Raw genomic sequence first — 24,077 nt, forward strand, 5'->3', positions numbered from 1 at the left:
GAACTATTGAACATCCAGGTCATTTCGCTATGCTCTTCGGACGATGAGCCGCACCCCACCCCACCCCACCCGCGAGCAGATCGAACTGCCGATGGTTCTGGATTGCCTGAGCGATCCGATCAGATTGGCGATCGTGTACCAGCTCGCGCAGCAGGAACGTGTCAGCGGCGAGCTGTGCTGTGGCGATTTCAACGGGCTCAGCGGCAAGTCGAATCTTGCCTATCACTTCGCCAAGCTGCGCGAATGCGGCCTGATGCAGACCCGCGTCGCCGGCACCAACCGCTTCGTGCGCCTGCGCCGCGACGATCTGGACGCACGCTTTCCGGGCCTGCTCGATGCTGTCATCACCTCCGCGGCAAAAGATGCCGACCGGCTGCGGCTTGTGTCGGAATGTGAAGTGGTTGAGGCTGATTGAGGATTGGGCGGCCAGTCCCTCTACGCTTGCCCTTCGCTCCAGCTACGCCGGACACGCTTAGCCCCCTTCGGGCCTCGCGTGGCTGCGCCACGCGTAGCCCCGTGAGGGGCGAAGCGTGGAGACCCGGCCTGGATTTGAACCAGGATAAAGAGCGATGCATCGCCCTCGCGTAGACACTTCCGCCACCGGGCCGCGGCGATCATTACCGATCGGGGTGCGACAAGCCACCTCAGGCAGACGTTATGCTTAACGGATCCACCAAGCTCAACGGACCAGCGGCGGCCGCGCGACGAACGTCATGCGCCAGCTATTGTGGCCGATATTGCGGTGAGCACGCTGGACCGCGAAGCCGACTCCCTTGAGCGTGGCGGTGATCTCCTCCTCACTGTAGCGCTGTAACCCGATGCGCGTTCGCAGCTGACGGTAATCCGACAGTGCGGTGCTGATCAGCCCGATCAGTGCATCTTTCAAAAAGCCGTGACGCAGGCCGAAGCTGAGCAGCGCCGTAACGTCCCTGAACATGCCGACATTGGGCTGGAGGATATCGCCCAGCACGAGCTTGCCCGAGGGCTTCAGGATACGGGAGAAGTTGAGGAGCGCGGCGTCGAGCTCGTCCGGCGTCATGTATTGCGCGACCGAGTTCATCACGACGAGATCGATCGACTGCTCCTGCATCTTGCGGACGTCGTCGAGCGAGCGGACGCGGATTTTCGTGTTCGGGGCAAACCGCGCGATCAACCGGCCGCGTACGCCGGGCGCAGGCTCGGCGAGGATCAGCTTGCCGCAGGCCGCCGCGACCTGGCTCGCCGACAGCGCCTCGCCGCAGGCATAGTCGAGCACGGTCGCCTCGGGCGAAGAGATGTAGCCGATGATGTCCCGCGCGATGATCTGGAAGTGCAAGTCGCGATGCAGCTTGCTGACATAGATCGTGTGCGTCGAGTCGTAATAATCGATCCAATCGTCCATGGTCGTCGAGGGCCCCGGCCAAACGGTTCCGTTGCAGGAACCGGCGCTGCCCGCCTGCGTTAGGGGTGCGGCGGCGCGCCGTCAATGTCTGCGTCCTAACAGGAAGGTTTCCCGTGAGCAAAGCTCCACAAAAGGTCTCGCCCGACCTCGACACGCCCACCGATCTGTCGTCCCAGGCGGTCAACAAGGTTTCGGAGGCACTCAACGTGCTTCTGGCCGACGCGTTCGCGCTGTATCTGAAGACCAAGAATTTCCACTGGCACATCAGCGGCCGGCATTTCCGCGACTATCATCTGCTGCTCGACGAGCAGTCCGACCAGATCTTCGCCACCACCGACCAGCTCGCCGAGCGCGTCCGCAAGATCGGCGGCACCACGCTGAAATCGATCGGGCAGATCGCCAAGCTCCAGACCATCAAGGACAACAACGAAGACTATGTCCCGCCGCGCGAGATGCTGCGCGAGCTGATGCAGGACAACAAGCATGTCGCCGCCGCAATGCGCAAGGCGCACGAGGTCTGCGACGACGCCGGCGACGTCGCCAGCGCCAGCATCCTCGAGAACTTCATCGACGAGACCGAGCGCCGCACCTGGTTCCTGTTCGAAGCCACAAGACAGGAAGGCGCGAACGAGGCGTAGGGGCACACTGTCGTAGGGTGGCCAAAGGCGCGCTCTTCGCGCGCCGTGCCCACTATCTCTCCGCAGTTCAAACTGTTTGGTGGGCAGGCTTCGCTTTGCCCACCCTACTGCACCGTCTTTGTAGCTACCGCCACAACCGCATCAACGCCCCGTTCTTGCCCGTCACCGGATCGGCCGGCGGCCGCGCGACGTTTGGAATCGTCTTCAGCGCCTTGGCGTGGTTCTCCGGTGTTGCGCGGGTGACCTCCATCTTCGCGCCCGGCGGATAGGCGCCGATCACGCAGAAATCCGCGCTGGCCTTGATGCGTTGGTGACCTGTGCCGGCGGGCAGGATCGCGACGTCGCCGGCCTTGATCTCCAGCTCCTGGCCGTGGTCGCCGCCGAAGCGGACGCGCGCGCTGCCACGCGCAACGCCGAGCACCTCGTGCACCGTTGCGTGATAATGCAGATAATCGAACACGCCATTGCGCCACGTGCCGCCCCAGCCGTTCGCTTCGAACAAGCGTTCGATCGTCTCTTCCGGCTGTCTGGAATCGAGCTTCACCGCGGCCTGGTAGACCAGGAAGGGGAGGATATTGTTGGGCACGAGCCCGTCATCCTCAAATACGATGGCGAGCGGCTCGGCATTGTCGCGGACGACAGACATAAGAGGCTCCTGCGTGAGCGTAGCAGTGATCAACGAAGGGAGTTAAGCGGCGTTCCTCGTTCCGCTGTCATTCCGGATTCGCGCTGCGCTGCGCCCGGAACGACAAGAGCCCGGGCGAAGGCCCGGGCTCGATGTCGTCAAAGCAGTTGCAGGAGAGCGCGCGCCCTACACGCTCTTGTTCTGCCGCATCAGATCGGCAAAGCGCTGGAACAGATAGTGCGAGTCGCGCGGACCCGGTGAGGCCTCGGGGTGGTACTGCACCGAGAACACCGGCTTGCCGTCGAGCTGGATGCCGCAATTGGAGCCGTCGAACAGCGAGATGTGGGTCTGCGTCGCGCCCGTCGGCAGGGTGCTCTCGTCGACGGCAAAGCCGTGGTTCATCGAGGTGATCTCGACCTTGCCGGTGGTCTCGTCCTTCACGGGATGATTGGCGCCGTGATGGCCCTGGTGCATCTTCTTGGTCTTGGCGCCGACGGCGAGGCCGAGCATCTGATGGCCAAGGCAAATTCCGAATGTCGGCGTGCCCGACTTGATCACGTCCTGGATCACGGGCACGGCATATTTGCCGGTCGCGGCCGGATCGCCGGGACCGTTCGACAGGAACACGCCATCCGGCTTCATCGCCAGGATATCCTCGGACGACGTCGTTGCCGGCACCACCGTTACCTTGCAGCCGACGCCGGCGAGCAGGCGCAGAATGTTGCGCTTGATGCCGTAATCGATGGCGACCACGTTGAACTCAGGCTTGTCCTGGCGGCCAAAGCCCTTGTCCCAGAGCCAGGGCGTCTCGTCCCAGGTGAAGCGCTGGCCTGAGGTGACCATTGGCACCAGGTCCATGCCCTCGAGGCCGGGCCATTCGCGCGCTTCTTCCTTCAAGCCGTGCAGGTCGAACTCGCCGTCCCTGGCGTGCGCGATTACGGCGTTGGGCATGCCCTTGTTGCGGATCAGCGCGGTCAGCGCGCGGGTGTCGATGCCGGAGAGGCCGATGATGCCGCGCGCCTTCAGCCACTGGTCGAGGTGCTTGGTGGCGCGATAGTTCGAGGGATCGGTGATCGCGGTGCGCAGGATCACGCCGCGCGCGCCGGGCGTCGCGGCCATGTTCACCGTCTCGATGTCGTCGTCGTTAGTGCCGACATTGCCGATATGCGGGAAGGTGAAGGTGATGAGCTGGCCGGCATAAGAGGGATCGGTGAGGATCTCCTCATAGCCGGTCATCGCGGTGTTGAAGCAGACCTCGCCGACGGCTTGGCCTTCGGCGCCGAGGCCAAAGCCTTCGAGCACCGTGCCGTCGGCAAGCACCAACAGCGCGGTCGGTTTGTGGTCCGGCCAAGCGTGATCGTTATCATGTTGTGTCATGAGCCCGGTTCATAGTCCCCGCGGGCGCTGCCGTCAAAGCGGAGATGCGCCGATTCACATGCGTTTTTGCATATTTGACAGGTCGGCTTGGGCCCCTAAGCTCCGCAGCATAATTTCCGGCAAATTCCGGGGCTCGGGAGGCAATAATGGACCAGACGACGCCGATTCTGCTGGTTCCGGGATTAGCCTCCTCGGCCCGGATCTATGCACCGGTGATCCCGTCGCTGTGGCAGTTCGGCCCGGTGATGGTCGCCAACCATATTCGCGATGACAGCATGGCGGCGATCGCCCGGCGGGTGCTGAGCGAGGCGCCGCCGCGCTTCGCGCTCGCCGGCCATTCCATGGGCGGCTACATCGCCCTCGAGATCATGCGCCAGGCGCCCGAGCGGGTGGCCAGGCTCGCGCTGATCAACACTCAGGCGCGGCCCGACACGGAGGAGGCGACCGCACGCCGCCGCGGCCTGATGGAGCTGGCCCGGCGCGGGGAGCTGCGTGCCGCGCGCGAGGAGATGTTTCCCGAACTGGTGCATCCGTCGCGCCGCGACGATGCAGGCATTCGCCAGCTCGTACACGAGCAGGGCGATGACGTCGGCGTCGAAGGCTATCTGCGGCAGCAGACCGCGATCATCGCGCGGGTGGATTCACGGCCGACGCTTGCGACGATCAAATGCCCGACATTGGTGCTGACGGGCGATCAGGACAACACGATTCCCAACGCATTCTCGAAGGAGATGGCGGAGGGCATTGCCGGCGCAAGGCTCGTCGTTCTGGAGAATTGCGGACACCTGCCGCAACCGGAGCAGCCTGCGGCGACGGTGCGGGCGCTGGTCGAATGGCTGGGAACCCCGGTTGTCTCCGGGCTGCGAACGGCCTAGATCAGGCGTCGGATAGTCTAGGGGATCACGATCATGCTGCGCGACGACATCAACAATGCGGTCAAGGAGGCCATGAAGGCCAAGGAAGAGCGCAAGCTGTCCACGCTGCGCATGGTCAACTCGACCATCAAGAACGCCGACATCGAGGCGCGCGGCAACGGCAAGCCGCCGCTCTCGGACGCGGACTTGCTCGGCGTGTTTCAGAAGATGATCAAGCAGCGCCAGGAATCGGTTGAGCTCTACGAGAAGGGCGGCCGTGCCGAACTCGCCGCGCAGGAGCGCGACGAGATCGCGGTGATCTCCGCGTACTTGCCGAAGCAGATGTCGGATGACGACGTCAAGAAGGTGATCTCGGACGCGATCGCCGAGACCGGCGCCGCCGGCATGAAGGACATGGGCAAGGTGATCGCCGTGTTGAAGACCAAGTACGCCGGCCAGATGGATTTCGGCAAGGCCTCTGGTTTGGTGAAGGCTGCTCTGACGGGCTAGGCGGCCGCGCCGAAGGTTTGCCAGGAGCTGACAGACTATCATCCTGGTCACGCCCGGCCTTGTGCCGGGCATCCACGTTCTTCAAAATGGAGAGAAAGAACGTGGATGGCCGGGACGAGCCCGGCCATGACGAGAACCTCCGATGAGCAGGGCCTCTCCCATGACCGCCATCAAGCCGTTCCGCATCGCCATCAGCGACGACGTCCTCACCGACCTCAAGTCGCGCCTCGCCCGCACGCGCTGGCCGGAGGCGGAGCTGGTCGATGATTGGAGCCAGGGCGCGCCGCTGGCATGGATCCAGGAAATCTGCACCTATTGGGCTGATGGCTACGACTGGCGCGCGCGCGAAGCGAAACTCAACTGCTTCGAGCAGTTCACCACCGAGATCGACGGGCTCGACATCCACTTCCTGCATGCGCGCTCGAAGGAGCCGTCGGCACTGCCGCTGATCATCACCCATGGCTGGCCCGGCTCGATCGTCGAATTCCAGAAGGTGATCGCGCCCTTGGTCGATCCTGTCGCGCATGGCGGCAATCCTGCCGATGCCTTCCACGTTGTCTGCCCGTCGCTGCCGGGCTTTGGCTTTTCCGGCAAACCCAAGACCACCGGCTGGGGCGTCGATCGTATCGCCGCGACCTGGGCCCAGCTGATGGACCGGCTCGGCTATATCAGGTACGGCGCGCAGGGCGGCGACTGGGGCTCGGCAGTGACGACCTCGCTTGGCATGCAGGACGCCGAGCATTGCGCCGGCATCCACATCACGCTCGCCTTCAACGCCGCGCCGAAAGTCGAGGGCGAACCGACGCCGGAAGAGAAGCGCGCGCTCGCCGGCCTCCAGCATTACGTCGACCTCGACTCCGGCTATTCGAAGCAGCAATCGACGCGGCCGCAGACACTCGGCTACGGCTTGACGGATTCGGCGAGCGGGCAGGCGGCCTGGATTCTGGAAAAATTCTGGGCCTGGACCGATTGCAACGGTCATCCCGAGAACATCTTCACCAAGGACGAGCTGCTCGACAACGTCATGCTCTACTGGGCGACGGAGACCGCGACCTCGTCGGCGCGGCTCTATTGGGAAAGCTTTGGCAAGCGCCGGACCACGCCGGTCGTCAAGGTGCCGACGGGCGTGGCTGTCTTTCCCAGGGAGATCATCACGCCGGTGCGGCGCTGGATGGAGCCGAACTTCCGCAACATCACGCATTGGAGCGAGATGGAGAAGGGCGGCCATTTCGCCGCATTCGAGCAGCCGGAGCTGTATGTCGGCGAGGTCAGAAAGTTCTTCCGGACGGTGCGCTGAGACGCATTCTCCGTCAGGCCCGGACTTGTCCCGGGCATCCGCGCCCTTAAACTCAGGTCAAACAAGAACGTGGATGGCCGGGACAAGTCCGGTCAGACGACGCTGCCGGGAAACGACCATGCTCACCGAAGCCAGCACCTATGACGAACTCTACGGCAATTTCCGCTGGGAGATCCCGGCGCGCTTCAACCTGGCGGAGGCCTGCTGCGATCGCCACGCCGACGGCACCGGCCGGCTGGCGCTGGTCTATCTCGATGAGAACGGCGCCATCACGCGCACATCCTTCGACGATGTCGCGGAGATGTCGCGCCGCTTCGCCAATGTGCTGAGGGCGGATGGCCTTGTCCGCGGCGACCGCGTCGCGGTGTTCCTGTCGCAGTCGCTGGAGCTGCCGATCGCGCACATGGCCGCGTTCCGTTCGGCGATGATCTCCATTCCGCTGTTCGCATTGTTCGGCGAAGACGCGCTGGAATTCCGCCTGTCGAACTCGCAAGCGAGGGCGATCGTCACCGACGAGGGTGGCTGGGAGAAGCTTTCGAAGATTCGCGACCGTCTGCCGGAGCTGAAGAAGGTCTACATCGTTGGCGAACGAACGCCGGCGGGTACGACATCGTTCTGGAATTCGGTCAAGGCTGCATCGCCCGACTTCAGGCTGGTGGACACGTCTGCTGACGATCCCGCGCTGATCATCTACACCTCGGGCACGACGGGCAATCCGAAGGGCGCGCTGCACGCCCACCGCGTCGTGCTCGGACATCTCCCCAATGTCGAGATGTGCCACAACTTCCTGCCGCGCCCCGGCGATCTGATGTGGACGCCGGCGGACTGGGCCTGGATCGGCGGCCTCATCAACGGCCTGTTCGCGTTCTGGTACCACGGCATTCCCCTGGTCGGTCACCGCGCGCGAAAGTTCGAGCCGCAAGCGGCGATGCAGATGATGGCCGATCTCGGCGTGCGTAATGTGTTCCTGCCGCCGACCGCGCTGAAGCTGATGCGGCAGGCCGGCGTGACGCATTCCGGCATCAAGCTGCGCAGCATCTTTACCGGCGGCGAGTCCCTCGGCGGCGAGCTGCTCGGCTGGGTGCGCGAGACCTTCGGCGTCGACGCGCACGAGGTGTTTGGCCAGACCGAATGCAATCTCGTGATCGGCAGCAACGCGAATCTGTTTCCGATCCGCCCCGGTTCGATGGGCAAGGCGACGCCGGGTTTCGACGTCCGCATCGTCAATGACAGAGGCGAGGAGCAGCCACGTGGCCAGCGCGGCATCATCGGGGTGCGCCAACCCTGTCCTTGCACGATGCTCGAATACTGGCGCAATCCGGAGGCAACGTCGAAGAAATATGCCGGCGAGTTCCTGCTCACCGGCGATCTCGGGGTGCAGGACGAGGACGGTTACTTCTGGTACGTCAGCCGCGAGGACGACGTCATCACCACCGCCGGCTATCGTGTCGGCCCGTCCGAAATCGAGCACACGCTGATGAAGCACCCGGCGGTGGCGATGGCGGCGGTGGTCGGCATTCCCGATCCGATCCGCACTGAATCGATCAAGGCCTGGATCGTGCTGCGCCCGGGCTTTGCCGCCAGCGACGCACTCGCGCGCGAGATCCAGGAGTTCGTCAAGGTGCAACTCGCCGCCCACGAATACCCACGGTTCGTGGAGTTCGCGGAGACACTTCCAATGACCGCCACCGGAAAGGTGCTGCGGCGCGAGCTGCGGACGAGGGGTTAGCTTCCTGCAATGGCAAAGACGTCTCAAGCCGCGGGGCTTCACCGCGCTTCACTTGCGAAGCTGAGCGAACTCGATGCGGCGCTGGAGCTCATGTATTACGGCTGGCGCGGCATGACACTCGAAGCCGACGCATATCTCGCCAAGCAAGGACTGTCGCGCCCGCACCATCGCATCCTCTACGTGGTGGCGCGCCGGCCCGATATCGCGATCGGCTCGCTGATCGAGATCCTCGGCATTTCCAAGCAGGCCCTGAACCGGCCGCTCAATTTGTTGCTTGAGCGCAAGCTCCTGACCTCAAAACGCTCGCCCGAGCAGCATCGCTCGAAGCTGCTGCGCCTGACGGCCGCGGGGCAGCGCATCGAGCAGCGCGCATCGGACCACGAGCGCAAGGTGCTGCGCGAGGCGTTCGATCGCGTCGGAGCGACAGGTGCGGCTGCGTGGATGGGCGTGATGGAGGCGATCGCCGACACCAACTGACGATTCCTGAAGTCAACATGGTTGACATGAGGAGCGGGCTTTGCCACTTTCCTGGCCAACGAGCCGTGGGAGGGCTCCGCCATGCGTCTTTCGGATATCGTGCTGCTCCTCAACGCGCTCTGGTTCGGCGGCGCCTTCATCCAGTTCAGCATTGCGCAAGCCAATACACTGAAGATTCTCCTGCCGCGGGAAGAGCGCACCAATCCGATCGCGCCGACATTGTCGGCCAGCGTGGCATTCCTTGGCGGCATCAATCTGCCGATCGGCCTTCTGTCGCTCTACCTTCTGGCAGCCCGTCCGGTCTTCTTCCAGCCGGTCGAAGCGCAGCTGGTGCTGTTCCTGTTCTTTGCCGCCTGCCATTTCAGCCAGTTCGCCTACAACCTTCCGGTCCTGCTGCGCGGAGGACGCGTCGGGGTCGCTTATTGGCCCGTGTTGAAAGGCCCGATGCTCAGGATCTTCGTCATCGACGCGGCCTTGTTCGTGGCCAATCTGGGTGCGGCGCTTCTCCTCGCGTCGCGCTCCTGACTACCGCGACGGCGTCGACAGCGCAGATCGCAGCATGGCGGCGAGGTCTCGCCGCCGGAACGGCTTGGTCAGGATGCGGGCATCGCCGATTGCGTCGGGCGCCGAGACCGGATTTTGGCTGTAGCCGGAGGTGAAGAGCACCTTGAGCCCGGGTCGCAGCTGGATTGCTTGCCGGGCAAGCTCCGGCCCGAACATGCCGCCGGGCATCACGACGTCGGTGAACAGCAGGTCGATATCCCCGGACTGGCGCAACAAGTCGAGCGCCGCCGGGCCGCTCGCGGCCGTGATGACGCGATAGCCGAGCGTCTTCAGCTCGCTTTCGACATAAGTCCGAACCATGTCGTTGTCTTCGACGACGAGAATGGTCTCGCTTCCTTCGCGCGTGACGATCCCTTCGGCGGGTGAGGCGTCCTCGTTTGGCGGTGTTGCCAGGCGGGGAAAGAACAGCCTGACGGTGCTGCCTTGTCTCGGTGCGGACTGCATCTGCACCAGCCCGCCGGACTGCCGCACAAAACCGTAGACCATGCTCAGGCCGAGCCCGGTCCCCTTGCCGACCTCCTTGGTGGTGAAGAACGGCTCGAACGCCCGGCTCGCCACCTCGGCGGTCATGCCGCTGCCGGTGTCGATCACGGCCACCATGACATAGTCGCCTGGTCGCGGTTCGCCATTGATGTCCAAGTCGGATTCACCGAGCGAGACGTTGCGCGCCTCGATGGTCAGCCTGCCGCCCAACTGCATGACATCGCGCGCGTTGAGCACGAGATTGAGCAGCGCAGTCGTGAGCTGGCCGGGATCGACGCTGATCAACCACAGGTCCGGTGCGAGCGCGAAGGTGCATTCGATGTGCTCGCCCAAGGGGCGGCGCAACAAGTGCTCCACCTCCTTAATCTTTTCGCCGATGTCGATGTCTCGCGGCCTCAGGGGCTGCTTGCGCGCGAAGGCGAGCAGGCTCCGCGTCAGGTCGGAGCCGCGTTCGGCAGCTGTCGCGATGTCGCCGGCGATCCGGTGCAACTCCTTGTTCCCCGCCAGCCTGTCGGCAAGGTGCTCCGAATTGCCGAGAATGACGGTGAGGAGATTGTTGAAGTCATGCGCCACACCGCCGGTGAGCTGACCCATGGCCTCCATCTTCTGGGATTGGCTGAGCTTCTGGTTGAGGTCCGCGATGGCCGCCCGTTGCTGCTCAAGCGATTCGGCAGTGTCGTTGAGCAGGGTCATCAATCCGCCCAGCTCGCCGCGCGGATGGGGAGGAGGAATTCGCGCGTTGAGATCGCCGAGCCCGAGTCTCTTCGCCATGTTGGCGAGCCGCCCGACCTGGCGCCCGACGCTCACGGTCGCGAGGATCCATACGCCGGCCAGCAGCAGCAGCAAGGCCACCGCGAGGATCGCCATATCCTCATAGAGCCGGCGATTCGCCGCCGCGACCAATCCGTCCTTGGACCGTCCGACCAGGATGTAGAGGCCGGCATCACGGATCGAAGGTGAGTGGGCGACGGCCCAGACCTGCGTGCGGCCGTCGCGATCGGTCACTTCCTGAAATGCCTTTTGATCGGGAGCCGTCGCGAAGCCGAGCAGGTCGGATCCCGCGATCGACGCGCCCACGGGCGCGGTCCAGCCGGCTCCCAAGGGAGCGACGAGAACGGTGCCCTTGCCGTCGATGAGCAGAATATCCTTCTCGGCGAGCAGCCGCTTGTGGTGATACTCGGCGAATTTGCGCAGGTTGAACGAGGCAAGCAGCACCAGCTTCAGCGCGCCCGCCTCCGATCGCACCGGATATGCGATCTGGAGCACCGATATTCCGGTCAGCCGGCCGAATACCGGCTCAACCACGACGTTGCGCGAGACCAGGGCCTGCTTGAAATAGGCGCGATCCCTCAGATCGAGGGTGCGGTTGGTCCGCAGCGAGTCGCAGAACAGGCTGCCGTCCGGATCGATGGTCAGGATTCCCGTGAACTGAGGGTATTCCTCGCGCACGTCCGACAGAAACGCCGAGCACGCCGCCTTGTCGCGCGTGTCGAGGTCGCGCGCGCGGGCCAGACCATAGTGAAGCTGAGCGGTGCCCTGAATCTTCCCACCCAGATCGCTCGCAATGTCGTCGGCCGAGGCCGACAGATTGGCCAGGGCGGCGTTGACTTCACTGCTCCGGTTCTGCACGAAACGCAGCCCGACGAGGCTCGCCGGCACCAGCATGGCCGCGATGACGAGTATCAGTAGTCGGGTACGCAAGCTCATCGGTCGGACGGTCCATTCGAGTCATCGCGCTCGTTCAAAGACTCAATTTGCGGCACCACCCGCCGCTCAGTCCATAGGCATCGGGTCGAAAAAGTCCCCGACGGGGAAAGATTTCGAGCCGCGGGCAGGACGGATGAGCTTCCCGAAGGACGCGCGCCGTCGGCGCGGTGGTTTTCCCGGGTCTGCGCCGGCGGCTTCGGGATACTGTCGTCCAGCCAACAACTCGCGCGTGCGCACCTGCCGCGGGGACGCTAAGATCGAGTCAATCCGCGTGCGACGGAGATCGCGCCGGCGAACGAGGAGGAAGCTGATGTCCATTTCGGGCAAGGTCGACCCGGTGGTGCGTCCCGTCGCGGCGACCGACATCGCCGAGGCGCTGGTCGAAGGCCTGCGGGATTTCCAGGCGCTGCCGCTTTACGGCCTCTGCTTCGGTACGCTCTACGCCGCCGGCGGCATCGCCATCATGCTGTGCTTCACTGCGTTCGGCATGGTCTATCTGGTCTATCCGCTGGCCGCCGGCTTCGCGCTGCTCGGGCCATTCGTGGCGATCGGGCTCTATGAAGTCAGCCGCCGTCGCGAGCGCGGCGAGCCCGTCTCGCTCGGCGCGATCTGGTCGGCTGTGCGCGCGCGCAGCGAGATCGGCTGGATGGCCTTCGTCACGCTGTTCGTGTTCGTGGTCTGGATGTATCAGGTGCGGCTTCTGATCGCGCTGCTGCTTGGCCTGCATGCCTCGTTCTCGAGCCTGCAGGAGTTCATGACGGTGGTGCTGACCACGAACGAGGGCCTGCTGTTCCTCGGCATCGGCAACGCGGTCGGCGCGGTGCTGTCGCTGATCCTGTTTTCGCTGACGGTCGTGTCGTTTCCGCTGCTGCTCGACCGCGAGGTCGATTTCGTCACGGCGATGGTGACAAGCGTGCGCGCGGTCGTGGCCAGCCCGCTGCCGATGATTGGCTGGGCCGCGGTGATCGTGATGGTCCTGATCGTCTCGGCGCTGCCGTATTTTCTGGGGCTGGTGGTGACGCTGCCCGTGCTCGAGCACGCGACCTGGCATCTTTATCGGCGGATCGTGGTGCCGGTGGCGTAGCGGGAAGCCGGACGCAACGGCAGCGAGCTATTCGCCGGTTGCCAGCCGGCGTTCGCCGGATGAGGTCAGTTCGAGTTCGCCGAGGCGCCTGATTGCATAACCGAGGTTGGTCAGGCGCTCGCCGTGCGCTTGCGGGATTTCGCCTTGCGCCTTGCCCTTGCCGATCTCGGCCAAGGACGCAAATTCATCGGCGCTGAGTGCAACGCTGCTGTCTGTCATCAGGCAACCTCGTCGGTCCATACCTTGAAATTGACAAGGGTATTCGGACCGAAGGTTTGGGTGATCGGGACGTCCGCGGCATCGCGTCCTTGTGCGATCAACACGCGACCGATCCGCGGCGTGTTGTTGCGCGGATCGAACATGTGCCAGCTTCCGCCGAGATAAGCCTCAAACCAGCCGGCGAAATCTCCCACGGCCCAGGGCTTCGGCGTGCCGATGTCGCTGAGATAACCGGTGCAGTAACGCGCCGGGATGTTCATGCAGCGGCAGAACGCGATGGCAAGATGAGCATAGTCGCGGCACACGCCCTTGCCTTCGTCGTAGGCTTCCCGCGCCGTCTTGGTCGCGCGCGCGTGCTCATAGCCGAAGGCGATGTGACGATGAACGAAATCGCAGATGGCCTGGACCCGCGCCCAGCCGGGCGGCGTGTGCTCGAACAACTTCCATGCGATATCCGACAGGCGATCGGTCTCGCAGTAGCGACTGCCGAGCAGATAGACGAGCGTGTCGGTCGGCAGCGCCTCGACGGCGTGCTGAGCCGCGTTCGGGAACACTGGATCGGGCAGGCCGCTGTCGCTCACGACGCCGTCGCCGGCAAGGCGAAAGGCGCCAGCCGGCGCCACGATGCGGCTGCACCAATTGCCGAAGAGGTCGCGATAGGGAGTGATCGGCACCGAGGGTCTGGTGGTCAGCAGGTCGGGCACGATGACATCGGAGGCGCGGGTGAAGTGCGTGCCCAGCACCATGATCATAGGCGTGGGCTGCGGGAATTCGTACAGCATCTCAAACCCGACGCGGAGCTTCATACGATTTTCCCTTGGCTAAGCTCGTAACATGGCTACGAAGCGGCCGATCACAAGGCTTTGACGGCTTATTCGGTCGCGGGCGGCAATTGGCGCCTCAAAAGTGCGGCACGGGCGAGAAAATGATAGCTAATTGCGGCGATTGCGCGCACGGTGCGGGAATGTCGAAAGATCTGTCGTTTCTGCGCCTATGCAGCGCCACGACTATTCGCGCGACGTGAAGCGCCTCATTCCCTCGCAGCGGCGGAGCCGACTCGTAGCGACGTCGTAACAGCGGTCGTCGCGCATATTGCCCACTCCAGCGGTGAGTTGGACGCGGCAGGCGCGTGCCGCGGACACCTGAAGGTTTCACCGCGATCGATCATGAGATCGAACGCCAACCGAAAGCACCCGATGCAAACTCAACCGATGCAAGCTCTCTCGCCACGGCACGTCAAGACAGAAGAAGCGCTCCGGCTCGGCGTCGAGTCGGGCTGGTACGCGATCAAGGTCAGTGGGACCTTTGTCTCGGGCCCGCACGACTCGGAAGCGGATTGCAGTCGCAAGATCGACGAAATCAATCCGCCTCCGGTGAAGAAGAAGCGATGACGACACGGAGTTCGCCCGCTACGGCGTCTTGATACCCATCGCCTTCAACGCTTCCAGCATCTGCGCCGGCGGCGCCATCTTGATCTGCGGCGCCTTGCCCGTTTCCAGCAGGCTCTTCAGCCCCGACAGGATTGCGGGCCAGCCGGTGCGGCCGCCGGAAAGGATGTCGTCGCTGAGCGGGCGGTCGTGGCGTTCGCTCACGGTGAGGCGGACGGCCTCGCCGGCTTGTTCAATCTCGTAAGTGACAAGCGTCGCGCCGAGCTTTGCGACGAGGTCGGGCCAGTTGACGTTCCACGTCACCGTCAGCTTGTTCGGCGGATCGTATTCGAACACATCGCCCGAAATGTGTTCCGAGCCATCAGGCGCGCGCACGACGAATTTGCCGCCGAGTCTTGGCTCCATCTCGACCGCAAAGCCGGAAAAATATTGGCGGCTGAACTCGGCGGAGGTCAGCGCCTCCCACACCTGGTCCGGCGTCGCGGCGATGTAAATCGTGTAGACGGTGAGCGGCTTGAACCGATCGAGGTTCATCTTGCATCGAATCCCTTGTTGAGGGCTGCGTGCGGAATGGCCAGCACCTTGCCGCTTTCCAGCAGGCTCTTGAGCCCGGACAGGATCGCCGGCCACCCGTTGGAAACGGCGCCGAAATATTTGCCGCCTTCGACGAAGCCGTCATGCAGCACCGTCAAACGCACGAGCGAGCCGAACGGTTCGATGGTAAAGACCACCCGCGAGATCGGCTCACCGCGCAGCTCCTCGTATTTTTGGTGCTTGAAGCTGTAAGACAGCCGCCGCGGCGGATCGGCTTCGAGGATCTCGCCGGAATCGGTGGTCTCGCCGTCCAGCAGCAGCGCGAAAGGGGAGCCGATTTTCCAGTCGGACCTGACCTCGGCGCCGAACCAGTATTGCTTGGTGAACTCGCTCGATGTCAGCGCCTCCCACAGCCTCGTTGGCGTTGTCTCGATGTAGGTGACATAGACGAATTGCGGCTTACTCATCACGCTTCTCCAACTGGCGTTTCAACTCGCCGAGTGCGGCGAGCTTGCCGCGCTCGAATTTCTTGATCCAGCGTTCGCCGATCTGATGGATCGGAACCGGATTGAGATAGTGCAGCTTCTCGCGGCCGTGCCTGATGGTCGTGACCAGATTGGCCTCTTCCAGAATGGCAAGGTGCTTGGTCACGGCCTGGCGCGTCATCGCGAGGCCTTCACAGAGTTCGTTCAGCGTCTGGCCGTTCCTGGCGTGAAGTCTGTCGAGCAGCGACCGTCGTGACGCATCGGCGAGCGCTTTGAAGACCTCATCCATGGCGGCGATAATAGGCAACCAAATGATTGCATGTCAAGCGCAAGGTCGTGACTTCCGTTCCCGCCCTCGCCATGCATTAATGCCGCAAACCGCTCCCAGCGAGTCCTCCCCATGATGTCTCTGCAAGCCTATCTCGCCTTCCTTGCCGCCTGCATCGCGCTCGCGCTGTTGCCGGGGCCGATCGTCACCCTCGTTATCGCCAACGGGCTGCGCCACGGCACGCGCGCGGCGCTGACCAATGTGGCCGGTGCGCAGGCCGGCCTCGCCATCGTCATCGGCATCGTCGCGGTCGGACTGACCTCGCTGATGGCGACCATGGGGTATTGGTTCGACTGGGTGCGCTTTGCCGGCGCCGCCTATCTGGTCTGGCTCGGCATCAAGCTGATCTGGGCGCCGGTCGAGGGCGTCAATGTGGATGAGCCGCCGGCGCCGCCGCGCGGCGGATTCTTCCTGCAAGGTTTCCTGGTGCTGCTGTCGAACCCGAAGGTGCTGGTGTTCTTCGGCGCCTTCATCCCGCAGTTCATGGACATGAACCGCGACCACTTCCCGCAGGTCGCGCTGCTGGGAGCCACCTTCATGGTCACTGCGGTGATGACGGACGCGCTCTACGCCATCGCCGCGGGGCGGGCCCGGAAGTTCTTCTCGGCTCGCCGCACCCGCATGATGTCGCGCATCTCCGGCGGCTTCATGATCGGCGGCGGCATCTGGCTGGCGCTGACCAGGGCGAAATAACCGCCGTCGGGCTAATCGACCAGCCTTTCCGCCCGCAGTTCAACCTCGATCTCTGCAAAAATCCGCGCCAGCCGCTCGGCCCATTGTTGCTGGCCAGACTGGTCGGCGATCAGATCCTGGCGGATCTCAATGCCGGTATTGACGAGGCCGCGAGCTTCGCCGTGCACGGGGATGGTGTAGTCGGTGAGGTCGTTCACCGCATAGGGCTCGTTGTCGCCCACGACGAGATCGCTCTCGCTGCGGAGATGCCTGAGCAGCAGCTGCGGCAGCACGGTGTCGCGATTGTAGAGCGCGCCGATGTGCCAGGGACGCGCGACGCCGGCGTAAACGGGCGTGAAGCTGTGCAGCGACACCAGCACCGTCGGCCGCTTGTCGTGCACGCGGCGGTCGATCGCGGCATGGATATGCCGGTGATAGGGCTCGAAAATCTCGCGGCGGCGCGCTTTGCGCTCCTGCTCCGAAATTCCCTCGTTGCGCGGGATCGCGGTTGCTTCGGAAATCAGGGGAATCGAGCTCACGGCGGCGGGCGGGCGGTTGCAGTCGATCACCAGCCGCGAATAGCGCTGGGCGATCAGATGTGCGCCCAGCATCTCTGCCAGCCGGTCGGCGACGCCCCCAATGCCGATGTCCCAGGCGATATGCCGCGTCAGCTCGTTCTCGGCGACGCCAAGATCGCCAAGCGCAGCCGGCAGGACCCTTCCGTAGTGGTCCGAGGTGAGCAAAAAAGGCGATGTCCCTTGCGCATTCACCTCGTGCACCGGGGGGACGTCACCCTCGCTGAGGAGTTGATTGGTCGCCCCGATTGTGTCTAAAGCCATCCTGATTGCCTAATGAAACAGCAGTCACCCCGAAGAATCGGGCGGGATTGCTATAGATTGGTCCGCCCGACATCACCATGATTGCCTGACGATGCCGTTGCTGACGATTCATCACAAGACCGAATATCGCTACACCCGCCCCGTGGCGTTCGGCGAACACAGGATCATGCTGCGGCCGCGCGACGGGCATGATCTGCGCGTGCTCGACTCCAGGCTCGAGATATCGCCCGAGCCGATGTCGCTGCACTGGATCCACGACGTGTTCGGCAATTCCGTCGCGATCGCGAATTTCGACGAGCGCGCGGACGCGCTGATCTTCGACTGGCACGTCACCGTCGAGCACAATCCGGTCGAGGAGTTCGCGCTGACGCCGGACGACTCGGCCTATTTCTATCCTTTCGCGTATGACGATGAGGAGTTTCCCGACCTCGTCCACTACATCACGCCGCAATATACCGATCCCGATGGCGAGATCGCGGAATGGGCGCGCGGCTTTCTCGACGAGGACGCGCCGACGCCGACCTTCAAGATCCTGAGCGGCATGACCCACGGTATCCGCGAGCGGTTCAAGTACCGCAAGCGCCACGAGCTGGGCACGCAGCATCCGCTCGACACCTTGCAGTCCGGTAGCGGAACCTGCCGCGACTACGCTCTGTTCATGATCGAGGCGCTGCGTCATCTCGGAATCGCCGCACGATTCGTCTCCGGCTACATCTTCCTGCCGGAGGATATCGAGCAGCGCCATGTCGGCGGCGGTTCGACGCATGCCTGGGTCCAGGTCTACCTGCCCAGCGCGGGCTGGATCGAGTTCGATCCGACCAACGGCATCGTCGGCACCCGCGACCTCATCCGCGTCGCGGTCGCCCGCGATCCGCGCCAGGCAATCCCGCTGCACGGCGTCTATATCGGCCCTGCCGGCGCGTTCGACGCCATGGACGTGACCATCAGGGTGGTGTCGGACGAGCAATGCAGCGGCGAGACACTCGAGGCGGAGGTTTTGTAGATCCGCTGCGATTTGCACGCTGCCGATTGATGGTTATAGAAGGCCATGACCTCCAATCGTCTCTTCGTCTACGGCACGCTGATGCGCGGCTTCGACCATCCGATGGCGCGGTTGCTTGCGGGCCACGCGGATTTTCTGGGTGAAGCGACCTGCCGCGGCCGGCTCGTTCTGGTGACGCATTATCCGGGGCTGCTGCTCTCCGATGTGCCGTCCGACCGCGCCCACGGCGAACTCTTTCACCTGCGCGTGCCCGACGAACTCTTGCGCGAGCTCGACATGTACGAGGCCTGCGGCGAGGGCTTTCCGGAGCCGACCGAATATCTGCGCCAGCTGGTCGACGTGACAGGTGCAGACGGGGTGACGGCACCGGCCTGGACTTACATCTACAACTGGCCCGTCACCGATCTGCCGCGCATCGAATCCGGCCGCTTTCTTGGGCTCTAGCCCGACAGCACTTCCTTCACTGCGCGCACGTCGACCTCGCGCTCGACATAACTCCACTCCTCGGTTCGCCTGAGCATCGCGACCAGCTCCTCGAACAGCGAGGCGTGCGCAGGCGCGAATTCGAACCAGGTCAGGAAGTCGAAGGGCCCGCCGAGGTCGCGGCAATGATAGAGCTGCCGCGCAATCGCAGGCAGGAAGCGCAGGCTGTTCGCGATGTGATGCGACTTGTCCTCGAAGATCCTGCGGCGCTCTTCCTGGGTCAGATCCCACCAGGCCTGCGACTTGCGGATCGGGATCAGCGCCCCACTGGTTGCTTCCAGCCGGCCGAGGCCGGCCTGCACGGCAGTGAGCTGCTGCTTCTCCGGGCGCTCGGTGTAGCGCAAGCTGCTCGCGACACCGACCAGGCGCCAAGCATTGCGCGAGGGCACCAGCGGCAACGCGATGGCCTCGCTGTCGGTGACCGACAGCGTTGGCATGAAGGCGAGGGGCTCGCCCGTCACCGGCGAAATCGAGGTGATGCGCCAACCCCCGCTCTGGCCGCCTCGGAAGGTCCTGAACATGGCCCCCATGGAAGCGTGGAACCGGGCCGGGTTCAAGCTTTCCGTCGAATCTTCGACCTGTGAATAGCCGGGAGAAGCCCTAAGTGCATCGTATTTCCCGGGGGCATCCTTATATGCCTATTCGTTGGCAAAACGCCCGACTCACCCCAGAAATCAACCTGATGCGCTTCACGCCCCAATTCCTCGACGAGCTTCGGGCCCGGCTTTCGGTCTCCGAAGTCGTGGGCAAGCGCGTCAAACTGAAGAAGGCGGGGCGAGAGTGGAAGGGGCTGTCGCCGTTCCAGCAGGAAAAGACGCCGTCCTTCTACGTCAACGACCAGAAGGGCTTTTACCACGACTTCTCCTCCGGCAAGCACGGCGACATCATCAGCTTCATGATGGAGACCGACGGCCTGCCGTTCGCGGAGGCCGTGGAGCGGCTCGCCAATATGGCGGGCCTGCCGCTGCCAGCGGTGACGCCGGATGCAGCGCGTCAGGAGCAGCGGCGCCGCTCGCTGCATGACGTCATGGATCTCGCCGCCAAGTTCTTTGCCGAGACGCTGGCCTCGCGCGTCGGCGCCAAGGCGCGCGGCTATCTCGCCGACCGCGCGATCTCGCCGGCGACGCAATTGCAGTTTCGGCTGGGCTATGCGCCACCTGATCGCTTTGCGCTGAAAGAGCATCTCGGCAAGCTCGGCGTCTCCGTCGACGACATGGTCGAAACCGGCATGCTGGTGGCCGGCAACGACATCCCGGTGCCCTATGATCGCTTCCGCGATCGCGTGATGTTTCCGATCATGGATCTGCGCGGCCGCGTCATCGCCTTCGGCGGGCGCGCGCTGGAGAAGGACGTTCCGGCCAAGTACCTGAACTCGCCGGAGACGCCGCTCTTCCACAAGGGCGACAATCTGTACAACCACCAGACCGCGCGCAAAGCCACCCATGACGGCAGCCCCCTCATCGTGGTCGAAGGCTATGTCGACGTCATCGCCATGGTCACCGCGGGCTTTGCCGGCAGCGTGGCGCCGCTCGGCACCGCGCTCACTGAAAACCAGCTCGCGCTGCTCTGGAAAATGGCGGACGAGCCGATCCTCTGCTTCGACGGCGACCGCGCCGGCCAGAAAGCCGCTTATCGTGCCGCGGATCTCGCCTTACCCTTCCTCGCGCCCGGCAAGAGTCTGCGCTTCGCCCTGCTGCCGGAAGGGCAGGACCCCGACGATCTCGTGCGCTCCGGCGGTCGTGGCGCGATCGAGGAGGTGATCGCGGCGGCGCGTCCGCTCGCCGAGATGATCTGGTCGCGCGAGCTCGAAGGCGGCAATTTCGCCACGCCCGAGCGCCGCGCCGCGCTAGAGGCGCGCATCAAGGAGCTCTCCAACGGCATCCGCGACGAGGTGGTGCGGCGCTATTACCGGCAGGATCTTGCCGAGCGGCTTCAGCGCGCCTTTGCCCCCGAAGGCGCACGCGGCGGCTTCGGCGGCGGCCGTGGCAATTTCCGCCCCGGCTCGGCCGGCCGTCAGTTCCAGCCCCGCGGTGGGGGAGGCGCGAATCGATTCGGCGGTCAGGGATTTGGAGGCCGCCGCGGCCCACCCGGGCCCATCCAGCTGCCCTCCGGACCCTACCAGGCGGCGAGCGCGCAGCTCGCGGCAAGCCCGATCATGCGCGGCCAGCGCAGCGCCATCTCCCGCCGGGAGGCCCTGATCCTGCAAATCCTGATCAATCACCCCTGGCTGCTGCACGATCATCTCGAGGAAGTCGCGGCCCTGGAGCTCGCCCATCCCGAGGTCCATAAGCTCCGGGCCGGCATCATCGCCGCCTTTGCCAACGACCATCACCATTCGCCGGACCCCGGCGAGCTCGCCGAGAAGATGCGCAGCGATCTCGAGAAGGGCGGATTTTCGCAGGCTCTTCAAAGGGTTGAGAGCGGTATCACGACCGCGGCGGTGTGGGGCGCCCGTGAGGGCGCCGCACGGGACGACGTTCTCTCCACCTGGCATCAGCTGGTCGCCTTGCATCGGCAGTACCATTCACTACTTAGAGAGCTGAAAGACGCCGAGCTGGCCTTGGGGGATGATCCCAGCGAGGCCAACATGGCGTGGCTGCGCGACGTCAAGGCTCGGATAGGCGAAGTCGACGGCACCGAGGCCCTGATCGAGGGTTTTGGCGAGCTGTCGGGCCGGTTCCAGAAGAGCGTGTGATGAAAGAATCATGCGGACGGCCGGGACCGGAACCGCTAAAAGACTCGCCAAATCCGAGGTTTGGCGGCAAAAACAGGGTTAATCGAGGCTTAACGGTCTTGTAGCACTTTGGCCACCAGGCGGCCGCAGGCAGAACAGACGCGTCAGGAATGAATCCGCGCAATTGCTGTTGGCACTACACCTGTATCCGCTGCGACAAAGAGGCTCTACGAAGCGTTAGGCAAATCCGGCGAGTGAAAGGTCGGGGGTGGCGACAAGAGGTCCGCGCCGCCCTTTCCGTGTCGAGATCTGACGAAGCGAGAGCATCGAGCAACAGGTTCAAGTGATTTTGCGCGGGCGCGGCGAACGTCTGTGTGAAACGCGTTTAGGAGCAATGGATGGCCACCAAGGCAAAGACGCTGCAGGCGAAGGACAAGGAAAAAGACGACAAGGCAGCGGACGCGCCGGAGAAGGACTCCCAGGACGCGCCCTCGCCGTTGCTCGATCTGTCCGACGCGGCCGTGAAGAAGATGATCAAGCAGGCCAAGAAGCGCGGCTTCGTGACCTTCGATCAGCTCAACGAAGTTTTGCCGTCCGACCAGACCTCTCCCGAGCAGATCGAGGACATCATGTCCATGCTCTCGGACATGGGCATCAACGTCACCGAAGCCGACGATAGCGAAGGCGAGGAGGACAAGGACGAGGGCGGCGAGGACGAGACCGACAACGAGCTCGTCGAAGTCACCCAGAAGGCCGTCACCGAGGTCAAGAAGAGCGAGCCGGGCGAGCGCACCGACGATCCCGTGCGCATGTATCTGCGCGAGATGGGCACCGTCGAGCTGCTGTCGCGCGAAGGCGAAATTGCGATTGCGAAGCGCATCGAGGCCGGCCGCGAGGCGATGATCGCAGGTCTGTGCGAAAGCCCGCTGACCTTCCAGGCCATCATCATCTGGCGCGACGAGCTCAACGAAGGAAAAATCTTTCTTCGTGACATCATCGATCTCGAAGCCACCTATGCCGGGCCCGATGCCAAGGCCGGCATGAACAATGCGATGATCGCCGGTCCGAACGGCGAGACCGGTGAAGCGACGGCCGAAGGCGGCCAGGCCACCGGCGCCGCGCCCGCGCATGTCGCGCCGCCGGCCGCACCGCCGGCGCCGACCCCGTTCCGCGCCGCGCCTGCGCCCGGCAATGTCGGCGACGCCGCGAAGGATCCGGCGGAATCCGCCGCCGAAGCCGACATGGACGAGGACGACGAGTTCGAGAACCAGATGTCGCTTGCGGCGATCGAGGCCGAGCTCAAGCCGAAGGTCGTCGAGATCTTCGACAAGATCGCCGACAGCTACAAGAAGCTGCGCAAGCTGCAAGAGCAGGACATCCAGAACCAGCTCGAGAGCACCTCGCACGGGCCCTCGCTCTCGCCGCACCAAGAGCGCAAATACCGCAAGCTCAAGGACGAGATCATCGTCGAGGTGAAGTCGCTGCGCCTGAACCAGGCGCGTATCGACAGTCTCGTCGAGCAGCTCTACGACATCAACAAGCGCCTCGTCTCGCATGAGGGCCGCCTGATGCGCCTTGCCGACAGCCATGGCGTCGCGCGCGAAGACTTCCTGCGCAACTACACCGGCTCGGAGCTCGATCCGCGCTGGCTCAACCGTGTCTCGAAGCTGTCGGCCAAGGGCTGGAAGAACTTCGTCCATCACGAGAAGGACCGCATCAAGGACCTCCGCCACGAGGTGCATCAGTTAGCTGCGCTGACCGGCTTGGAGATCATCGAGTTCCGCAAGATCGTGCACTCGGTGCAGAAGGGCGAGCGCGAAGCCCGCCAGGCCAAGAAGGAGATGGTGGAAGCCAACCTCCGTCTCGTGATCTCGATCGCCAAGAAATACACCAATCGCGGCCTGCAGTTCCTCGACCTGATCCAGGAAGGCAACATCGGCCTGATGAAGGCGGTCGACAAGTTCGAGTATCGCCGCGGCTACAAGTTCTCGACCTACGCCACGTGGTGGATCCGGCAGGCGATCACCCGCTCGATCGCCGACCAGGCGCGTACCATCCGCATCCCCGTGCACATGATCGAGACGATCAACAAGATCGTGCGCACCTCGCGCCAGATGCTCAACGAGATCGGCCGCGAGCCCACTCCTGAGGAATTGGCCGAGAAGCTCGGCATGCCGCTGGAGAAAGTCCGAAAAGTCCTCAAGATCGCCAAGGAGCCGTTGTCGCTGGAGACGCCCGTCGGTGACGAAGAGGATTCACACCTCGGCGATTTCATCGAGGACAAGAACGCGATCCTGCCGATCGACGCCGCGATCCAGTCCAACCTGCGCGAGACCACCACGCGCGTGCTGGCCTCGCTCACCCCGCGCGAAGAACGCGTGCTGCGCATGCGCTTCGGCATCGGCATGAACACCGACCACACGCTGGAAGAAGTCGGCCAGCAGTTCTCGGTGACGAGAGAGCGTATTCGACAGATCGAGGCGAAGGCGCTGCGAAAGTTGAAGCATCCGTCAAGGTCAAGGAAGCTGCGGTCGTTCCTGGATAACTAGTTCAAACGCCGCCACTTGGTGGTCTGTTGAAACAAGAACGGCGGGCGAAAGCCCGCCGTTTTCGTTCACGCCTACTTCGACAGCGTTCAGCCCAATAGAGGCTCATGCTTTTCCAATCGAATATACACCCGACCAGAGAGGCGCATCGATTCTGGAATTCCGGGTGGATGGCTCCAG

26 protein-coding genes are annotated in these 24,077 nt (G+C 63.9%); 15 read left to right on the plus strand and 11 right to left on the minus strand.

The features are described from left to right. Positions 1-43 precede the first annotated feature (43 nt). Positions 44-415, plus strand: coding sequence for a helix-turn-helix transcriptional regulator (locus IVB07_RS06060; protein ID WP_247296184.1), 372 nt, complete (start codon positions 44-46; stop codon positions 413-415). Positions 416-679: 264 nt separating this feature from the next. On the opposite strand, the gene IVB07_RS06065 is transcribed toward IVB07_RS06060, so the two are convergent. Beyond that, positions 680-1,381: a class I SAM-dependent methyltransferase gene (locus tag IVB07_RS06065; RefSeq protein WP_247296182.1), complete on the minus strand. Its 702-nt coding sequence runs from the start codon at positions 1,379-1,381 to the stop codon at positions 680-682. A 113-nt stretch (positions 1,382-1,494) separates the two neighbouring features. Here IVB07_RS06065 and IVB07_RS06070 point away from each other — a divergent pair, with 113 nt between their 5' ends. Next, a complete protein-coding gene (locus tag IVB07_RS06070; protein WP_007596666.1) occupies positions 1,495-2,019 on the plus strand; it encodes a DNA starvation/stationary phase protection protein in 525 nt (174 codons plus the stop codon). Positions 2,020-2,143: 124 nt separating this feature from the next. Here IVB07_RS06070 and IVB07_RS06075 read toward each other — a convergent pair whose 3' ends face one another. After that, positions 2,144-2,665, minus strand: coding sequence for a hypothetical protein (locus tag IVB07_RS06075; protein ID WP_247360997.1), 522 nt, complete (start codon positions 2,663-2,665; stop codon positions 2,144-2,146). A 165-nt stretch (positions 2,666-2,830) separates the two neighbouring features. Further along, positions 2,831-4,021, minus strand: coding sequence for a glutamine-hydrolyzing carbamoyl-phosphate synthase small subunit (carA, locus tag IVB07_RS06080; protein ID WP_026232561.1), 1,191 nt, complete (start codon positions 4,019-4,021; stop codon positions 2,831-2,833). A 146-nt stretch (positions 4,022-4,167) separates the two neighbouring features. Between carA and IVB07_RS06085 the strand changes: the two genes are divergently transcribed. The 6 genes from IVB07_RS06085 to IVB07_RS06110 all read left to right on the plus strand — a co-directional run bounded on the left by IVB07_RS06085 (position 4,168) and on the right by IVB07_RS06110 (position 9,413). Continuing rightward, positions 4,168-4,896 carry an alpha/beta hydrolase gene (locus IVB07_RS06085; protein WP_204512331.1) on the plus strand — a complete coding sequence of 243 codons (729 nt, stop codon included), beginning with the start codon at positions 4,168-4,170 and terminating at the stop codon, positions 4,894-4,896. Between the two features lie 33 nt (positions 4,897-4,929). After that, positions 4,930-5,385, plus strand: a complete 456-nt coding sequence (locus tag IVB07_RS06090) for a GatB/YqeY domain-containing protein (RefSeq protein ID WP_018453597.1) — start codon at positions 4,930-4,932, stop codon at positions 5,383-5,385. 160 nt (positions 5,386-5,545) lie between these two features. Beyond that, positions 5,546-6,682, plus strand: coding sequence for an epoxide hydrolase family protein (locus IVB07_RS06095; protein ID WP_247296249.1), 1,137 nt, complete (start codon positions 5,546-5,548; stop codon positions 6,680-6,682). A 118-nt stretch (positions 6,683-6,800) separates the two neighbouring features. Then, positions 6,801-8,411: an acyl-CoA synthetase gene (locus IVB07_RS06100; RefSeq protein WP_204512330.1), complete on the plus strand. Its 1,611-nt coding sequence runs from the start codon at positions 6,801-6,803 to the stop codon at positions 8,409-8,411. Positions 8,412-8,420: 9 nt separating this feature from the next. Then, positions 8,421-8,888: a MarR family transcriptional regulator gene (locus tag IVB07_RS06105; RefSeq protein ID WP_018453600.1), complete on the plus strand. Its 468-nt coding sequence runs from the start codon at positions 8,421-8,423 to the stop codon at positions 8,886-8,888. Positions 8,889-8,969: 81 nt separating this feature from the next. Continuing rightward, positions 8,970-9,413: a hypothetical protein gene (locus tag IVB07_RS06110; protein ID WP_018453601.1), complete on the plus strand. Its 444-nt coding sequence runs from the start codon at positions 8,970-8,972 to the stop codon at positions 9,411-9,413. Here IVB07_RS06110 and IVB07_RS06115 read toward each other — a convergent pair whose 3' ends face one another. Then, complete coding sequence (locus tag IVB07_RS06115) at positions 9,414-11,642, minus strand: ATP-binding protein (RefSeq protein ID WP_247296177.1); 2,229 nt, start codon at positions 11,640-11,642, stop codon at positions 9,414-9,416. It abuts the gene before it with no gap. Positions 11,643-11,952: 310 nt separating this feature from the next. Between IVB07_RS06115 and IVB07_RS06120 the strand changes: the two genes are divergently transcribed. Then, on the plus strand, positions 11,953-12,726 hold the full coding sequence (locus IVB07_RS06120) for a DUF2189 domain-containing protein (RefSeq protein ID WP_247767521.1): 774 nt from the start codon (positions 11,953-11,955) through the stop codon (positions 12,724-12,726). Between the two features lie 27 nt (positions 12,727-12,753). Here the strand turns inward: IVB07_RS06120 and IVB07_RS06125 are convergent, their stop codons facing one another. Further along, positions 12,754-12,945: a hypothetical protein gene (locus IVB07_RS06125; RefSeq protein WP_018453604.1), complete on the minus strand. Its 192-nt coding sequence runs from the start codon at positions 12,943-12,945 to the stop codon at positions 12,754-12,756. Beyond that, a complete protein-coding gene (locus IVB07_RS06130) occupies positions 12,945-13,751 on the minus strand; it encodes a transglutaminase family protein (protein ID WP_018453605.1) in 807 nt (268 codons plus the stop codon). Before IVB07_RS06130 ends, IVB07_RS06125 begins: the two co-directional genes overlap by 1 nt. 360 nt (positions 13,752-14,111) lie before the next feature. Here IVB07_RS06130 and IVB07_RS06135 point away from each other — a divergent pair, with 360 nt between their 5' ends. Beyond that, positions 14,112-14,336, plus strand: a complete 225-nt coding sequence (locus IVB07_RS06135) for a hypothetical protein (protein WP_007614662.1) — start codon at positions 14,112-14,114, stop codon at positions 14,334-14,336. An 18-nt stretch (positions 14,337-14,354) separates the two neighbouring features. Here IVB07_RS06135 and IVB07_RS06140 read toward each other — a convergent pair whose 3' ends face one another. From IVB07_RS06140 to IVB07_RS06150, 3 genes are read right to left on the minus strand one after another with little or no spacing between them, the layout of a single operon-like run. Continuing rightward, a complete protein-coding gene (locus IVB07_RS06140) occupies positions 14,355-14,867 on the minus strand; it encodes an SRPBCC family protein (RefSeq protein WP_247361000.1) in 513 nt (170 codons plus the stop codon). Further along, positions 14,864-15,334: an SRPBCC family protein gene (locus IVB07_RS06145; RefSeq protein ID WP_204512327.1), complete on the minus strand. Its 471-nt coding sequence runs from the start codon at positions 15,332-15,334 to the stop codon at positions 14,864-14,866. The genes IVB07_RS06140 and IVB07_RS06145 overlap by 4 nt, the downstream gene beginning before the upstream one ends. Then, positions 15,327-15,641 carry a metalloregulator ArsR/SmtB family transcription factor gene (locus IVB07_RS06150; protein ID WP_007614659.1) on the minus strand — a complete coding sequence of 105 codons (315 nt, stop codon included), beginning with the start codon at positions 15,639-15,641 and terminating at the stop codon, positions 15,327-15,329. Before IVB07_RS06150 ends, IVB07_RS06145 begins: the two co-directional genes overlap by 8 nt. A 111-nt stretch (positions 15,642-15,752) precedes the next feature. Here IVB07_RS06150 and IVB07_RS06155 point away from each other — a divergent pair, with 111 nt between their 5' ends. Further along, the gene (locus tag IVB07_RS06155; protein WP_085384410.1) at positions 15,753-16,373 is read left to right on the plus strand and encodes a LysE family translocator; all 621 of its coding nucleotides are present in this window, start codon (positions 15,753-15,755) and stop codon (positions 16,371-16,373) included. 11 nt (positions 16,374-16,384) lie between these two features. On the opposite strand, the gene IVB07_RS06160 is transcribed toward IVB07_RS06155, so the two are convergent. Continuing rightward, the gene (locus IVB07_RS06160) at positions 16,385-17,191 is read right to left on the minus strand and encodes an N-formylglutamate amidohydrolase (RefSeq protein ID WP_247296173.1); all 807 of its coding nucleotides are present in this window, start codon (positions 17,189-17,191) and stop codon (positions 16,385-16,387) included. Positions 17,192-17,282: 91 nt separating this feature from the next. Between IVB07_RS06160 and IVB07_RS06165 the strand changes: the two genes are divergently transcribed. After that, on the plus strand, positions 17,283-18,194 hold the full coding sequence (locus IVB07_RS06165) for a transglutaminase family protein (protein WP_018453611.1): 912 nt from the start codon (positions 17,283-17,285) through the stop codon (positions 18,192-18,194). 45 nt (positions 18,195-18,239) lie between these two features. Continuing rightward, positions 18,240-18,638 carry a gamma-glutamylcyclotransferase family protein gene (locus IVB07_RS06170; RefSeq protein ID WP_247296171.1) on the plus strand — a complete coding sequence of 133 codons (399 nt, stop codon included), beginning with the start codon at positions 18,240-18,242 and terminating at the stop codon, positions 18,636-18,638. On the opposite strand, the gene IVB07_RS06175 is transcribed toward IVB07_RS06170, so the two are convergent. Then, on the minus strand, positions 18,635-19,198 hold the full coding sequence (locus IVB07_RS06175) for a chlorite dismutase family protein (RefSeq protein WP_018453613.1): 564 nt from the start codon (positions 19,196-19,198) through the stop codon (positions 18,635-18,637). The genes IVB07_RS06170 and IVB07_RS06175 overlap by 4 nt on opposite strands. A gap of 161 nt (positions 19,199-19,359) precedes the next feature. Here IVB07_RS06175 and dnaG point away from each other — a divergent pair, with 161 nt between their 5' ends. Beyond that, positions 19,360-21,372 (plus strand): DNA primase, encoded by a 2,013-nt coding sequence (gene dnaG / locus IVB07_RS06180; protein ID WP_247296168.1) that lies wholly within the window; start codon positions 19,360-19,362, stop codon positions 21,370-21,372. 377 nt (positions 21,373-21,749) lie between these two features. After that, positions 21,750-23,900, plus strand: coding sequence for an RNA polymerase sigma factor RpoD (gene rpoD / locus IVB07_RS06185; protein WP_247296166.1), 2,151 nt, complete (start codon positions 21,750-21,752; stop codon positions 23,898-23,900). Positions 23,901-24,077 lie beyond the last annotated feature (177 nt).

It is taken from the genome of Bradyrhizobium sp. 172 (assembly GCF_023101065.1).
Classification (GTDB): domain Bacteria; phylum Pseudomonadota; class Alphaproteobacteria; order Rhizobiales; family Xanthobacteraceae; genus Bradyrhizobium; species Bradyrhizobium canariense_D.

Bases quoted from the DNA above. Each gene is read 5' to 3' on its own strand.
- IVB07_RS06060 (WP_247296184.1), top strand. From the start codon at position 44: ATGAGCCGCACCCCACCCCACCCCACCCGCGAGCAGATCGAACTGCCG.
- IVB07_RS06065 (WP_247296182.1), bottom strand. From the start codon at position 1,381: ATGGACGATTGGATCGATTATTACGACTCGACGCACACGATCTATGTC.
- IVB07_RS06075 (WP_247360997.1), bottom strand. From the start codon at position 2,665: ATGTCTGTCGTCCGCGACAATGCCGAGCCGCTCGCCATCGTATTTGAG.
- carA (WP_026232561.1), bottom strand. From the start codon at position 4,021: ATGACACAACATGATAACGATCACGCTTGGCCGGACCACAAACCGACC.
- IVB07_RS06085 (WP_204512331.1), top strand. From the start codon at position 4,168: ATGGACCAGACGACGCCGATTCTGCTGGTTCCGGGATTAGCCTCCTCG.
- IVB07_RS06090 (WP_018453597.1), top strand. From the start codon at position 4,930: ATGCTGCGCGACGACATCAACAATGCGGTCAAGGAGGCCATGAAGGCC.
- IVB07_RS06095 (WP_247296249.1), top strand. From the start codon at position 5,546: ATGACCGCCATCAAGCCGTTCCGCATCGCCATCAGCGACGACGTCCTC.
- IVB07_RS06100 (WP_204512330.1), top strand. From the start codon at position 6,801: ATGCTCACCGAAGCCAGCACCTATGACGAACTCTACGGCAATTTCCGC.
- IVB07_RS06105 (WP_018453600.1), top strand. From the start codon at position 8,421: ATGGCAAAGACGTCTCAAGCCGCGGGGCTTCACCGCGCTTCACTTGCG.
- IVB07_RS06110 (WP_018453601.1), top strand. From the start codon at position 8,970: ATGCGTCTTTCGGATATCGTGCTGCTCCTCAACGCGCTCTGGTTCGGC.
- IVB07_RS06115 (WP_247296177.1), bottom strand. From the start codon at position 11,642: ATGAGCTTGCGTACCCGACTACTGATACTCGTCATCGCGGCCATGCTG.
- IVB07_RS06120 (WP_247767521.1), top strand. From the start codon at position 11,953: ATGTCCATTTCGGGCAAGGTCGACCCGGTGGTGCGTCCCGTCGCGGCG.
- IVB07_RS06125 (WP_018453604.1), bottom strand. From the start codon at position 12,945: ATGACAGACAGCAGCGTTGCACTCAGCGCCGATGAATTTGCGTCCTTG.
- IVB07_RS06130 (WP_018453605.1), bottom strand. From the start codon at position 13,751: ATGAAGCTCCGCGTCGGGTTTGAGATGCTGTACGAATTCCCGCAGCCC.
- IVB07_RS06135 (WP_007614662.1), top strand. From the start codon at position 14,112: ATGAGATCGAACGCCAACCGAAAGCACCCGATGCAAACTCAACCGATG.
- IVB07_RS06140 (WP_247361000.1), bottom strand. From the start codon at position 14,867: ATGAACCTCGATCGGTTCAAGCCGCTCACCGTCTACACGATTTACATC.
- IVB07_RS06145 (WP_204512327.1), bottom strand. From the start codon at position 15,334: ATGAGTAAGCCGCAATTCGTCTATGTCACCTACATCGAGACAACGCCA.
- IVB07_RS06150 (WP_007614659.1), bottom strand. From the start codon at position 15,641: ATGGATGAGGTCTTCAAAGCGCTCGCCGATGCGTCACGACGGTCGCTG.
- IVB07_RS06155 (WP_085384410.1), top strand. From the start codon at position 15,753: ATGATGTCTCTGCAAGCCTATCTCGCCTTCCTTGCCGCCTGCATCGCG.
- IVB07_RS06160 (WP_247296173.1), bottom strand. From the start codon at position 17,191: ATGGCTTTAGACACAATCGGGGCGACCAATCAACTCCTCAGCGAGGGT.
- IVB07_RS06165 (WP_018453611.1), top strand. From the start codon at position 17,283: ATGCCGTTGCTGACGATTCATCACAAGACCGAATATCGCTACACCCGC.
- IVB07_RS06170 (WP_247296171.1), top strand. From the start codon at position 18,240: ATGACCTCCAATCGTCTCTTCGTCTACGGCACGCTGATGCGCGGCTTC.
- IVB07_RS06175 (WP_018453613.1), bottom strand. From the start codon at position 19,198: ATGTTCAGGACCTTCCGAGGCGGCCAGAGCGGGGGTTGGCGCATCACC.
- dnaG (WP_247296168.1), top strand. From the start codon at position 19,360: ATGCGCTTCACGCCCCAATTCCTCGACGAGCTTCGGGCCCGGCTTTCG.
- rpoD (WP_247296166.1), top strand. From the start codon at position 21,750: ATGGCCACCAAGGCAAAGACGCTGCAGGCGAAGGACAAGGAAAAAGAC.